This window comes from Enterobacter sp. 186315, from assembly GCF_053290175.1.
The window spans coordinates 234,193-246,658 of the sequence record NZ_JBPTTK010000006.1 but is presented as its reverse complement, the minus strand read 5'-3'; the positions used below and the strand labels follow the sequence as shown (position 1 = coordinate 246,658).

Annotated in this window: 12 protein-coding genes; 6 read left to right on the top strand and 6 right to left on the bottom strand. The window is 54.0% G+C overall.

Annotated elements, in window-relative coordinates; genetic code table 11:
- The first annotated feature begins 105 nt into the window (after positions 1–105).
- Both ACSVHP_RS09730 and yccS read left to right on the top strand, forming a co-directional pair.
- Complete coding sequence (locus ACSVHP_RS09730; RefSeq protein ID WP_234673939.1) at positions 106–552, top strand: YccF domain-containing protein; 447 nt, start codon at positions 106–108, stop codon at positions 550–552.
- A gap of 18 nt (positions 553–570) precedes the next feature.
- Positions 571–2,733, top strand: coding sequence for a YccS family putative transporter (yccS, locus tag ACSVHP_RS09725; RefSeq protein WP_447551783.1), 2,163 nt, complete (start codon positions 571–573; stop codon positions 2,731–2,733).
- Here the strand turns inward: yccS and ACSVHP_RS09720 are convergent.
- The gene (locus ACSVHP_RS09720) at positions 2,690–3,316 is read right to left on the bottom strand and encodes a TfoX/Sxy family DNA transformation protein (protein WP_447551782.1); all 627 of its coding nucleotides are present in this window, start codon (positions 3,314–3,316) and stop codon (positions 2,690–2,692) included. The genes yccS and ACSVHP_RS09720 overlap by 44 nt on opposite strands.
- A 218-nt stretch (positions 3,317–3,534) precedes the next feature.
- On the opposite strand from ACSVHP_RS09720, the gene sulA reads away from it, so the two are divergent.
- Positions 3,535–4,044, top strand: a complete 510-nt coding sequence (sulA, locus tag ACSVHP_RS09715) for an SOS-induced cell division inhibitor SulA (protein WP_417313482.1) — start codon at positions 3,535–3,537, stop codon at positions 4,042–4,044.
- Between the two features lie 355 nt (positions 4,045–4,399).
- Positions 4,400–5,452, top strand: coding sequence for a porin OmpA (gene ompA, locus ACSVHP_RS09710; RefSeq protein WP_234673942.1), 1,053 nt, complete (start codon positions 4,400–4,402; stop codon positions 5,450–5,452).
- Between the two features lie 62 nt (positions 5,453–5,514).
- Here the strand turns inward: ompA and matP are convergent, their stop codons facing one another.
- Entirely contained in the window at positions 5,515–5,967 is a 453-nt protein-coding gene (matP, locus tag ACSVHP_RS09705; RefSeq protein WP_234673943.1) for a macrodomain Ter protein MatP, read from the bottom strand.
- Positions 5,968–6,153: 186 nt separating this feature from the next.
- On the opposite strand from matP, the gene ACSVHP_RS09700 reads away from it, so the two are divergent.
- Positions 6,154–7,914 carry an AAA family ATPase gene (locus ACSVHP_RS09700; protein ID WP_447551781.1) on the top strand — a complete coding sequence of 587 codons (1,761 nt, stop codon included), beginning with the start codon at positions 6,154–6,156 and terminating at the stop codon, positions 7,912–7,914.
- 68 nt (positions 7,915–7,982) lie between these two features.
- Positions 7,983–8,501, top strand: coding sequence for a bifunctional 3-hydroxydecanoyl-ACP dehydratase/trans-2-decenoyl-ACP isomerase (gene fabA / locus ACSVHP_RS09695; protein ID WP_234673945.1), 519 nt, complete (start codon positions 7,983–7,985; stop codon positions 8,499–8,501).
- A 71-nt stretch (positions 8,502–8,572) separates the two neighbouring features.
- Here fabA and rmf read toward each other — a convergent pair whose 3' ends face one another.
- The 4 genes from rmf to pqiA all read right to left on the bottom strand — a co-directional run bounded on the left by rmf (position 8,573) and on the right by pqiA (position 12,460).
- Entirely contained in the window at positions 8,573–8,740 is a 168-nt protein-coding gene (gene rmf / locus ACSVHP_RS09690) for a ribosome modulation factor (RefSeq protein WP_010429337.1), read from the bottom strand.
- A gap of 255 nt (positions 8,741–8,995) precedes the next feature.
- On the bottom strand, positions 8,996–9,565 hold the full coding sequence (pqiC, locus tag ACSVHP_RS09685; RefSeq protein WP_447551780.1) for a membrane integrity-associated transporter subunit PqiC: 570 nt from the start codon (positions 9,563–9,565) through the stop codon (positions 8,996–8,998).
- Positions 9,562–11,202, bottom strand: a complete 1,641-nt coding sequence (gene pqiB, locus ACSVHP_RS09680; RefSeq protein ID WP_447551779.1) for an intermembrane transport protein PqiB — start codon at positions 11,200–11,202, stop codon at positions 9,562–9,564. Before pqiB ends, pqiC begins: the two co-directional genes overlap by 4 nt.
- Before the next feature lie 4 nt (positions 11,203–11,206).
- Positions 11,207–12,460 carry a membrane integrity-associated transporter subunit PqiA gene (gene pqiA / locus ACSVHP_RS09675; RefSeq protein ID WP_447551778.1) on the bottom strand — a complete coding sequence of 418 codons (1,254 nt, stop codon included), beginning with the start codon at positions 12,458–12,460 and terminating at the stop codon, positions 11,207–11,209.
- Positions 12,461–12,466: the final 6 nt, after the last annotated feature.

Below are 12,466 nucleotides of genomic sequence, written 5' to 3'. Positions count from 1 at the left end.
AGAGATAATTTGTCAGATAGTTTAACTGCCAGTTTTAAGGTGCTCCAGCCTAAAAAAACGTTACAATCATTGGGCGTTAATCATATCGAAAGGAACTGAGGGTTTATGCGTACCGTTCTGAATATTTTGAATTTTGTCCTTGGCGGTTTTGCCACCACCCTTTCATGGCTTTTTGCCACCCTGGTGAGCATCGTGCTCATTTTCACGCTTCCCCTGACGCGCTCCTGCTGGGAAATCACCAAACTGTCGCTGCTTCCTTATGGTAACGAGGCCGTTCACGTGGACGAGCTGAACCCGGAAGGGAAAAGCGCGCTGATGAACACCGGCGGAACCTTGCTCAACATTCTGTGGCTGATTTTCTTTGGCTGGTGGCTGTGCGTGATGCACATTTTTGCCGGTATCGCCCAGTGCATTACGATTATCGGTATTCCGGTTGGGATCGCGAATTTCAAAATCGCGGCAATCGCCCTGTGGCCCGTCGGGCGCAGAGTCGTTCCGGTTGAAGTGGCGCAGGCCGCGCGCGAAGCCAATGCCCGCCGTCGTTTTCAGTAATAAGGACAGGCCGCGCATATGCTAAGCCCACTGCTTCGCCGCTATACCTGGAACAGTAACTGGCTCTATAACGTCAGGATCTTTATCGCCCTGTGCGGCACGGTTGCCCTGCCGTGGTGGATAGACGACGTTAAGCTCACCATTCCGCTAACCCTCGGCGTGGTTGCCGGGGCGCTGGCGGATCTGGACGACCGTCTTGCCGGACGGCTGCGTAACCTGGTCATCACGCTTATCTGCTTCTTTATCGCCTCGGCGTCCGTGGAGCTGCTGTTCCCGTGGCCGTGGCTCTTTGCCATCGGCCTGACGCTCTCCACCAGCGGGTTTATTCTGCTGGGCGGGCTGGGGCAACGCTACGCTACCATCGCCTTTGGCGCGCTGCTGATTGCGGTCTATACCATGCTCGGCGTGTCGCTTTACGACCAGTGGTATCAACAGCCGGTCCTGCTGCTGCTGGGGGCAATCTGGTATAACCTGCTTACCCTGACCGGGCACCTGATCTTCCCGGTTCGCGCCTTGCAGGACAACCTCGCGCGCAGCTATGAACAGCTGGCGCACTATCTGGAACTCAAATCCCGACTCTTCGATCCGGATATTGAAGAGGAGAGCCAGGCCCCGCTTTACGATCTGGCGCTGGCAAACGGTCAGCTTGTTGCGACCCTGAACCAGACGAAAGCGTCTCTTCTGACCCGACTGCGTGGCGATCGCGGTCAGCGCGGCACCCGCAGAACGTTGCACTACTATTTTGCGGCGCAGGATATTCACGAACGCGCCAGTTCGTCCCACGTGCAATATGCCGCCCTCAGAGAGAAGTTCCGCTATAGCGACGTGATGTTCCGCTTCCAGCGTCTGCTCTCGATGCAGTCCCAGGCCTGCCAGCAGCTGGCGCGCTCAATTCTGCTGCGAACGCCCTACCAGCACGATCCGCGTTTCGAACGCGCTTTCAGCCATCTGGACGCGGCGCTCGATCGCGTGCAGGCCAGCGGCACTTCGCCGGATCAGATTAAAGCGCTGGGCTTTTTACTCAATAACCTGCGGGCAATCGATGCCCAGCTTGCCACCATTGAGTCCGAGCAGGCGATGGCGATGCCGGGTAATGATGCGAACAGCCAGCTGTCCGATGATGGCGTTCACAGCTTTAGCGACATGTGGTTGCGCCTGAGCCGGAACTTTACGCCGGAATCCGCGCTGTTCCGCCACGCGGTACGAATGTCGCTGGTGCTCTGCGTGGGCTATGCCTTTATACAGATAACCGGGCTGCATCACGGCTACTGGATCTTGCTGACCAGCCTGTTTGTTTGCCAGCCGAACTACAACGCCACGCGCCACCGCCTGGCGCTGCGAATCATCGGTACTCTGGTCGGGGTCGCAATTGGCCTGCCCGTGCTCTACTTCGTGCCTTCTATAGAAGGGCAGCTGATTCTTATCGTGATAACCGGCGTACTGTTCTTCGCGTTTCGTAACGTACAGTACGCCCACGCCACGATGTTCATCACCCTGCTGGTGCTGCTCTGCTTTAACCTGCTGGGTGAAGGTTTTGAAGTCGCCCTGCCGCGCGTGATTGATACCTTAATCGGCTGTGCAATAGCCTGGGCCGCCGTGAGCTTTATCTGGCCGGACTGGCGTTTTCGCAATCTACCGCGCGTGCTGAACAGAGCGATGAACGCCAACTGCCGCTATCTGGATGCCATTCTGGAGCAGTATCACCAGGGACGTGACAACCGGCTGGCCTACCGTATCGCCCGCCGTGACGCGCACAACAGCGATTCAGAGCTGGCTTCCGTGGTGTCAAATATGTCTACGGAACCCGGTGCCACCCCTGAAATTAAGGAAACCGCGTTTCGTCTGCTCTGCCTGAACCATACTTTTACCAGCTACATCTCTACGCTGGGCGCCCACCGTGAAAAGCTGAGCAACCCGGGTATTCTTGCCCTGCTGGATGATGCCGTCTGTTACGTTGATGATGCCCTTCACCATCGCCCGGCCGATGAACCACGCGTTCGCCAGGCGCTGGACGAGCTGTCCCAGCGTATCGCCCATCTCGATCCCGGTTCCGACAGCAAAGCACCGCTGGTTCTCCAACAGATTGGCCTGCTCATTGCCCTGCTGCCGGAAATCTGTCGCCTTCAGCAGCTCATTGCTACCTGGCGGAGTAATTCTCCACTGGATCCGGTAACGCGTTAAACCAGTCGGTTAGCTCCTGGCGAGTGTCAGCCGGGAGCGCCGCCTCATGCATCCCTTCAATAGCCCCTTTAAGCGCAAACAGCACCTTGATCCCCAGCTGTTTATTGATGGCCCGCACCTTCAGCCAGCTCCGCTTCGCCCCAAGCTCCCGTAACGTTTTCTCATTGGTGATGCCTGCTTCGTAAAGCAGAACTTCGAGCTGGAACGTCAGGTTTGGCAGATCTTTTAGCCGGTTTCGCTGATAGCGCTGAACCCGCTCGTGCCTCGCTGCCGCCAGCGCATAGGAAGAGAGCTGGAGTAATTTATCCCTGTCCTGCCACAGGCCGTCGTCAACGCGGAAATAGTTCAGGGGTACCGGACGGCCCCGCTTCATGAGCGTTAAATAGGACGAGGCGTGTTTCACACAGTATGTTGCGCTCTCTTCGCAGGCCCGGATGTAAAGTTCCCCCTCTGCCACCATGGCAAAAACCGCATCATCCACCGCCAGGGTATAACCGCCAAAAAGCGCACGATGCTGGATATTGCCCAAAGGTGAAAGGTATTCCTGAGATTTATAAATCCTCTCGTACGATATCTTTTTCATGATATTTCTCTATAAAAATCAAATGGTAAAAGGGCGTTTACTGACTACCGGATCCGTTATCAGGAAAATAGGCAACTTATCGTTTGTGAGCAAGATCAATTTGAGTTATGCGCAGTTCATGAGCGAAATTTGCGAGGGGCTTTCAGAAATTGAAGTTGATCTTTATACATACAGGGGTTACTGTATATCCATACAGTAACTACAGGGCTGGAATGAATATGTACACTTCAGGCTATGCAAATCGCTCAACCTCTCTCTCTTCTACCGCGGGCAATACCGCGAAGAAATCCGTCGGGAGTGTTTCGACAGGTCTTATCAGTGAAGTGGTTTATCGCGAAGACCAGCCTCTGTTGACGCAACTCCTTTTACTGCCATTATTACAACAGCTTGGTCAGCAGTCTCGCTGGCAGCTCTGGCTGACGCCGCAACAAAAATTAAGCCGTGAATGGGTGCTGTCGGCTGGACTGCCGCTGACAAAGGTGATGCAGATTAATCAGCTTTCACCCTGCGATACGGTCGAGTCTATGATCCGCGCCTTACGCACGGGGAACTACAGCGTCGTGATTGGATGGTTGTCAGATGAATTGACGGAAGAAGAGCATTTCCGACTGACCGAAGCGGCAGAAGAAGGTAATGCGATCGGGTTCATTATGCGTCCGGTTCGTCCAGATCCTCATCGCAAAGGACAACTATCCGGGGTAAAAATTCACTCTAATTTGTATCATTGAGCGAAATTAAGACTATTCCTGGAATTTTTTTTGACCATAAGATTGAGAAATAGTTCAGATCGCGAAATCTTCGGCAAGGCTTGTCTGGTGCGGTTCTCGTTAATTTTACTGCACAAATTCCGTACAAAAAATGTTAAATATTAGGTATACGGAACTTTTTTTTTCATATGCCTGACGGAGTTCACACTTGTAAGTTTCTAGCTACGTTGTAGACTTTACATCGCCAGGGGTGCTCGGCCTAAGCCGAAGATATCGGTAGATTTATATTTGACCACGCCCCCCGGTGAAGGATTTAACCGTGATCTCTTGATAAAGATTTTCATGGCAAATTTTGGATGATAACGAGGCGCAAAAAATGAAAAAGACAGCTATCGCGATTGCAGTGGCACTGGCTGGCTTCGCTACCGTAGCGCAGGCCGCTCCGAAAGATAATACCTGGTATGCAGGTGGTAAACTGGGCTGGTCTCAGTTCCATGACACCGGCTGGTACAACAGCGATCTGAACAACGATGGCCCGACTCACGAGAGCCAGCTTGGTGCAGGTGCGTTCGGTGGCTATCAGGTTAACCCGTATGTTGGTTTTGAAATGGGTTACGACTGGTTAGGTCGTATGCCATACAAAGGCAACAACGTAAATGGCGCTTTCAAAGCACAAGGCGTTCAGCTGACCGCTAAACTGGGTTACCCAGTAACTGACGATCTGGACGTGTATACCCGTCTGGGCGGCATGGTATGGCGCGCTGACTCCAGCAACAGCATCGCTGGCGACGACCACGACACTGGTGTTTCCCCAGTATTCGCTGGTGGCGTTGAGTGGGCTATGACCCGTGACATCGCTACCCGTCTGGAATACCAGTGGGTTAACAACATCGGCGACGGCAACACCGTTGGTGTTCGTCCAGACAACGGCATGCTGAGCGTAGGTGTTTCCTACCGTTTCGGTCAGCAGGAAGATGCGCCAGTCGTAGCTCCAGCTCCGGCTCCAGCTCCAGAAGTACAGACCAAGCACTTCACTCTGAAGTCTGACGTTCTGTTCAACTTCAACAAAGCTACCCTGAAACCAGAAGGTCAGCAGGCACTGGATCAGCTGTACACCCAGCTGAGCAACCTGGATCCTAAAGATGGTTCTGTAGTGGTTCTGGGCTTCACCGACCGTATCGGTTCTGATGCTTACAACCAGGGTCTGTCTGAGAAACGTGCTCAGTCTGTTGTTGATTACCTGATCTCTAAAGGTATCCCAGCTAACAAGATCTCCCCACGTGGCATGGGCGAAGCTAACCCAGTTACCGGTTCTACCTGTGACAACGTTAAAGCTCGCGCAGCACTGATCGACTGCCTGGCACCAGATCGTCGCGTTGAGATCGAAGTTAAAGGCATCAAAGACGTTGTAACTCAGCCTGCGGCATAAGTTATCGTCTTAAAAAAACCCCGCATTGCGGGGTTTTTTATTGTCTGAAGAAACGTAAAAACTTACTTTTTACCCAGAAGCGCCTGCAAATCTGTCTTCAGCGTCGACATCTGGTTGGCATACTTCTCTTTATGCTCTGCATCTTCAATCAGCTGAACGACAGTCTCCGATAATGTTTTACCGCGCCGTTGTGCCAGCCCTGCCAGCCTTTGCCAGACGATAAATTCAAGATCGATAGATTTCTTGCGGGTGTGCTGATGCTCAGCATTAAAATGCCGCTTGCGACGCGCACGGATAGTTTGCTTCATCCGATTGAGCAGCGCCGGATTGATATGCTTCTCAATCCAGCCGTTAACCTGAACCGGTTCATTTTCGAGGGTCAGCAACATATCCACTGCTTCTTTTGCAGCGCTGGCTTCGATGTAGCAGGTGATCAATTCGCCTTCACGGTGTTTTTTGACCAGGTACTTCCATTTCCAGCCGCTTTCGAGATTTTCCAGTTGTTGATATTTCATTGCGATCTCAGTGTTACCTCGTAACTCTGTTCAGAATATCAGTTTTTTGCCAATCTGCTGAAAAGAAATCATATCCTGCTTATCATTACAGGAGAAACCCCCGCGTAAATACCCAATCCTGCTTGGGAAGAGACTGCCCCTTACGGTATACTCCACGGTTTTACATCTGACTAAAAAACATCAACTTTGACCATTACGAAACTTGCATGGCGTGACCTGGTTCCCGATACCGAAAGTTATCAGGCGCTATTTACACAGCCAGATCTCGCCAAAGAACACGAATTTATACTTAGCGATACACAACCGCGTTTGCATTATGCGCTGGAGCAGGTGTTAAGCCCGTGGGCCACATCTCCCTTCATGCTGCTCAAGGCCCCGGAAGAAGCCGAGTATTTGACGCTTCTGGGCGATGCCGTGCGCCAGTTGCAGCCAGAAACAGATACCGTTTTTGGCGGCCAGTATCGTATCGCAGGTCAACATATTCTCTTCGAACCTGCCGCGCAGGCTGATAATCGTTTTGCCGCGCAGAGTGAAGTCGTCACCGCTAACTGGGTCGAGGCGGAGCAGCTCTTTGGCTGCCTGCGCCAGTTCAATGGCGAACTGTCGCTTCAGCCGGGACTGGTGCATCGCGCCAATGGCGGCGTGCTCATTATTTCCCTGAGAACGCTGCTGGCCCAGCCGCTGCTGTGGATGCGTCTTAAAACCATCGTCACCGAGCAGCGTTTTGACTGGGTAAGCTTCGACGAATCCCGCCCTCTTCCGGTTGCCGTTCCGTCCATGCCGATGTCCTTGACCGTGGTGCTGACGGGCGATCGTGAGTCGCTGGCCGATCTCCAGGAGATGGAGCCGGAACTCGCCAGCCAGGCCGTTTACAGCGAATTTGAAGACAACATTCAGATTGCCGACGCCGACGACATGGCGCAGTGGTGTCAGTGGGTACTGGCGGTCGCGGCGCGCTATGAACTGCCTGTGCCCGCTGCTGATGCCTGGGCCGGGCTGATCCGGGAAGCGGTTCGCTATACCGGCGATCAGGATACCCTGCCGCTGTGTCCTCTCTGGATAAGCAGGCAGCTGCGTGAAGTGGGCGTAATCAGCGGTGAAGGAACGTTCAGCGCTGAAGCGCTGACACAGATGCTGGTGCAGCGCGAATGGCGTGAAGGGTATCTGGCTGAGCGTATGCAGGATGAAATTCTGCTGGAACAGATCCTGGTGGAAACCGAGGGTGAGCGCATCGGGCAAATTAACGCCCTGTCGGTTATCGAGTTTCCGGGTCATCCGCGCGCCTTTGGTGAGCCTTCTCGTATTAGCTGCGTTGTGCATATTGGCGACGGCGAATTTGTCGACATCGAGCGCAAGGCGGAACTTGGCGGAAACATTCACGCCAAAGGCATGATGATCATGCAGGCGTTCCTGATGTCTGAATTGCAGCTTGAGCAGCAGATCCCCTTCTCCGCCTCGCTGACCTTTGAGCAATCGTACAGCGAAGTCGACGGCGACAGCGCCTCTATGGCCGAGCTGTGCGCGTTAATCAGCGCCCTTGCAGAAGTGCCGATCAACCAGAACATCGCCATCACCGGCTCGGTCGATCAGTTTGGTCGCGCGCAGCCAGTAGGGGGTCTGAATGAGAAAATCGAAGGATTCTTCTCTATCTGCCAGCAGCGCGGTCTGAACGGCAAACAGGGCGTTATCATTCCTGCACCGAATGCGCGTCATTTGAGCCTGAGCCAGGCGCTTCTGGACGCCGTAGAGCAGGAGCAATTTGCTATCTGGGCCATCGAAGGCATTGAGGATGCGCTACCCTTACTGACAAATCTGGTGTGGGATGGCGAAGGCCAGACAACCCTGATGCAGACGATTCAGGAACGTATTGCACAGGCGACGCAGCAGGACGCGCGTCATCGTTATCCGTGGCCGTTACGCTGGCTCGGCTGGTTTAGTCCGAACTGATCGGACTTGTTCAGCGTACACGTGTTAGCTATCCTGCGTGCTTCACTAAAATAAGGCTTACTGAGAACATGGTAGATAAACGCGAATCCTATACAAAAGAAGACCTTCTTGCCTCTGGTCGCGGTGAACTGTTTGGCGCGAAAGGCCCGCAGTTACCGGCACCAAGTATGCTGATGATGGACCGTGTCGTTAAAATGACCGAAACCGGCGGCAACTATGATAAGGGCTACGTAGAAGCGGAACTCGATATCAACCCCGATCTGTGGTTCTTCGGTTGCCACTTTATTGGCGATCCGGTAATGCCAGGCTGCCTGGGCCTCGATGCGATGTGGCAGCTGGTTGGTTTCTATCTGGGCTGGCTCGGCGGCGAAGGCAAAGGCCGCGCGCTGGGCGTTGGCGAAGTGAAATTCACCGGTCAGGTTCTGCCGACCGCGAAGAAAGTCACCTACCGCATTCACTTCAAGCGCATCGTTAACCGTCGTCTGATTATGGGCCTGGCGGATGGTGAAGTGCTGGTTGATGGTCGTCAGATCTATACCGCGAACGACCTGAAAGTCGGTCTGTTCCAGGACACCTCTGCGTTCTAAGACACGCATTTAGCGGCTTCAGAAAGGCGAAACCTCCGCAGTGCGGAGGTTTCTTTTTTAAAGAGACGCTATCAAGCAAGTACTGCCCTGTCTCCGATGGCTTCTCGCCAGCCCCCTAACCATTGCGACCTTTGATTCAAGGTTTGATAGGGACACATTTCTTTAGAACGTCCGGCGATGCCAGCCTGATAACCACGTTGATGAGCCCTTTCCAGGCGATCTCGTTTCTGTCTCTTCATGCCTCGTTTCCCTCATTCTTTTGTCTGGTGGAAAGAAAACAGTGGTTGCAAAATGTGCAAGCACAGATAACGAATAACCCGAATCAGCCTCAGCGTCAACGTTCAAAATTCATACGGGTGTCATATTTGTGAGCTATGCGGAAAATCATTTGTACAAAAAATGTGATGCGGCACAAGTAACAACCTGAACGTAAAACGAAAAAAAAAACCGCCGTCAACGAGAAACTGAGAGCGGTTTTTTATCATGAATTTTACTTATGGCAGAGGTGAAATCTCTCTGGCGATGCTGGCCGCCTCTTGTGCCCATCCCTGAGCCAGCACTTTGACCATTTCATCATAACCGTCTTGCTGCTGCTTTAGCTCAAGATGGAAAGGACGCTTTATCAGCTGTCCCTGATGGTTTAACAGCCATTCACCGCTGATGATAACTTTACCGTCGTAACGGCCATGGAAGCCCGTCACCGTGACGTTAAGCGTATCCTGATCGGAGCCCAGCGGCTGCGAAGCGACAACCCATCCAGGAAGCTGGTTGCCCAGATTGGCCACCAGCGTGTTGCGCAGCTGCTGATCCAGCGGGCTGGCCCACAGGTTATTCGCGGCGATAACATACTTCACGTCGCTGGTCTGGTAGACCACACCGTTACCGGCGAGATAGTCCGGCACGTTTACCTGCTCAACCCACAAAAGCCGGTTGCCCTGGCTGGCGGTACTACTCTGCACCCCGGTTTGCGTCGCCACAGGCAGCTGGTAGTAGCTCTTGTTATCAACACCCGAACTGCACGCCGTTAACAGCAGAACGCCCGCACTCAATAGCCACTTTTTCATTCTTTTGCCCTCTTCGGCTCAGGATCCTTTTTATCTTTCGCTTCGAACACCAGCGCGTTGCTCTTCTCATTGAGCGTTTTCAGGACCGGTTGCAGCTCACGCAGAACCTGATCAAGACGCTGCATATCCGCCACCATCTTGTTGTACGCCGCTGAGCCCGGCTGGAAGCCCTGCATACTGCGGTTTAGCTCGCGCAGCGTTTTCTGCATATCCTGCGGCAGCTGCTGCATCGACTGGCTTGCGGTGATGTTGTTGATGTTATCCAGCGTTTTTTGCAGACGCTGCATCGTCGCCTGGCTCTGATGTAACGAACCTGTCGCGGCTTCAAGCATTGGATTGAGCGGCAGATTGTTAATCTTATCCAGCGTATCCATCAGTCGCTGCTGGATCTGCGCCAGGCCGCTGCTCACCGTTGGGATAATCTTATAACCGCCGAACTCGCGAATACCGGTGATCGCCGGCGCTTTCGGATAGAAGTCCATATCCACGTACAGCGCGCCGGTCACCAGGTTGCCGGTTTTCAGCGAGCCGCGCAGGCCGCGATTCATCAGATCGGAGATATGTTCACCGATATCCTGATTCTCACCAATCTGGTTGATCAGACGCTCCGGTTCGATACGGATCAGCACCGGAATGCGGTAATCATCATCCAGCATCTGCTTAAGGCCCGGCACGAAGAACGGCACCTGTCCGACCGTACCTAAACGGATCCCTCTGAATTCCACAGGCGCGCCCGGCTGGAGGCCACGCACGGAATCTTTAAAGAACATCAGGTAGTCGATGTGATCGGTATAGAGCGCATCCTGAATACTTTTTTGATCGTCAAACAGCCTGAACGCGGTTTTTTCGGCAACCGGCTGACCCAGATCCTGTCCTTCAGGCACATCAAAACTGACGCCGCCGCCAAATAGGGTGGTCAGTGAGCCCATTTCAACACGCATTCCCGCAGAGGTCAGATCGACGGCAATACCACTGTCTTTCCAGAAACGCACGTTGCTGGTGACCAGGCGATCGTTTGGCGCGTTGATAAACAGCTGGTAGCTGATGGTGCGCTTTTGCGGATCGAAGGTGCTGGTTTCAACCGATCCCACGCGATAGCCACGGAAAAGCACCGGATCGCCCGCGGAGAGCTGTCCCGCTTTTTTACTGTCGAGGATCACGCGAATGCCTTTAGCGTCCGGCGGCGCGAGAGGCGGCGCGTCCAGAAGCTGATACTGCGCTGGCTGGGCGCCTTTATTGCCCGGCTTCAGCTCGATATACGCGCCTGATAACAGCGTGCCTAGCCCGCTGATCCCTTCACGCCCGACCTGCGGCTTGACGACCCAGAAGACGGAGTCACCTTGCAACAGTTTTTCCATTCCGGCATTCAGGCGCGCCTTAATTTCAACGTGGGTCAGATCGTCCGTCAGGGTCGCGCTTTCAACCACCCCCACATTCACGCTGCGGCTCTTGATGGTGGTTTTCCCGCCTTCAATCCCCTCCGCGTTGGTGGTGATCAGCGTGACTTCCGGCCCCTGATGGCTGTAATGGTAAAACAGTATCCATGCACCGATCAGCGCGGTCACGATGGGGAAAATCCACACCGGCGACCAATTCCTGACCTTCTGCACTTTGGCCTCTCCACTCTTATTTTCCATGCTCTTACTCTTCCTCATGGCTTGACTCGGGCTCACGATCCCACGATAAACGAGGGTCGAAGGTCATGGCCGCAAACATGGTCATAATAACGACCAACGCAAACATCAGCGCTCCCATAGCGGGGTAAATATTCATCAATCCCCCTATCCTCACCAGCGCAGACAAAACGGCAATGACGAACACGTCAATCATTGACCAGCGTCCAACAAACTCCACAACTTCATAAATCAAATGCATACGCTCGCTGTCGCGTTTACCGTTGCCTTTGGCATCCCAGCAGAGCCACGCAATTGCAATCATCTTCAACGTCGGCACCATGATACTGGCGATAAAAATCACCCCCGCGACCGGGTACGAACCTTCTCCCCACAGCAGTATCACCCCGGCCAGAATGGTCGACGGCATTTTGTCGCCGAGCAAATCGGTGATCATGATGGGCAAGATATTGGCGGGCAGATACAGCATGATCGAGGTGACCAGCAGCGCCATGGTCCACTGGAGGCTGTTTTTGCGCCGCACGTGGCCTTTGGTTCCACAGCGCGGACAGACTTCCTGCTCGGCGGGTAGCACCGCGGTGCAGCATGAGCAGGAGCGCAGCCCCTGACGGATGCCCGGCACGCCCACTTTTATCTTTTGCGAAAGCACGGGCGCAGGGGCGATATCGTCCCACGCCCAGCGTCGGTCAACGCACTGGAAGGCGCGCAGTTGCAGCACACAGTAAAGGCACCAGGGGATAAAGCTGCTGCCGATCCCCACGTCACCGTAGGCCATCAGTTTTACGAAGCTGACCAAAATACCCGCGAGGAAGATCTCCGCCATTCCCCAGCTTTTAAGCTGGAACAGGATCCGCGCGAGCTTAATTTTCAGGGCGGTGGGCATTCGCACGCGGTTGACCAGCAGCAGGATCACCACCAGACAAAACGCCGGAACTATCTGAACAAACAGAAGGAAAAAGGTGCCGAGGCTGGCGTAATCTTCCGAGAACATCACGCCAGGGATTTCGAGCAGATCGACCTGACTGGTGATCCCTCCCACCTTCATATAAATGAAGGGGAAGAGATTCGAGAGCAGCAGCATGAACAGCGCAGCAATGGCATAGGCAGTAGGACGCTGTCTTGGCGCGTCCCACTGGGTAGTCAGGGTTGCGCCGCAGCGTGGACAGGTAGCCTTATGTCCGTGACCCAACACTGGCAGCGCAACGAGCATATCGCATTGAGAGCATAATATATGCCTGTCGGCATGGTGCTGGTCACACATAGTTTA

Coding starts and splice junctions, on each gene's coding strand:
- ACSVHP_RS09730 (WP_234673939.1), top strand. CDS start 106: ATGCGTACCGTTCTGAATATTTTGAATTTTGTCCTTGGCGGTTTTGCC.
- yccS (WP_447551783.1), top strand. CDS start 571: ATGCTAAGCCCACTGCTTCGCCGCTATACCTGGAACAGTAACTGGCTC.
- ACSVHP_RS09720 (WP_447551782.1), bottom strand. CDS start 3,316: ATGAAAAAGATATCGTACGAGAGGATTTATAAATCTCAGGAATACCTT.
- sulA (WP_417313482.1), top strand. CDS start 3,535: ATGTACACTTCAGGCTATGCAAATCGCTCAACCTCTCTCTCTTCTACC.
- ompA (WP_234673942.1), top strand. CDS start 4,400: ATGAAAAAGACAGCTATCGCGATTGCAGTGGCACTGGCTGGCTTCGCT.
- matP (WP_234673943.1), bottom strand. CDS start 5,967: ATGAAATATCAACAACTGGAAAATCTCGAAAGCGGCTGGAAATGGAAG.
- fabA (WP_234673945.1), top strand. CDS start 7,983: ATGGTAGATAAACGCGAATCCTATACAAAAGAAGACCTTCTTGCCTCT.
- rmf (WP_010429337.1), bottom strand. CDS start 8,740: ATGAAGAGACAGAAACGAGATCGCCTGGAAAGGGCTCATCAACGTGGT.
- pqiC (WP_447551780.1), bottom strand. CDS start 9,565: ATGAAAAAGTGGCTATTGAGTGCGGGCGTTCTGCTGTTAACGGCGTGC.
- pqiB (WP_447551779.1), bottom strand. CDS start 11,202: ATGGAAAATAAGAGTGGAGAGGCCAAAGTGCAGAAGGTCAGGAATTGG.
- pqiA (WP_447551778.1), bottom strand. CDS start 12,460: ATGTGTGACCAGCACCATGCCGACAGGCATATATTATGCTCTCAATGC.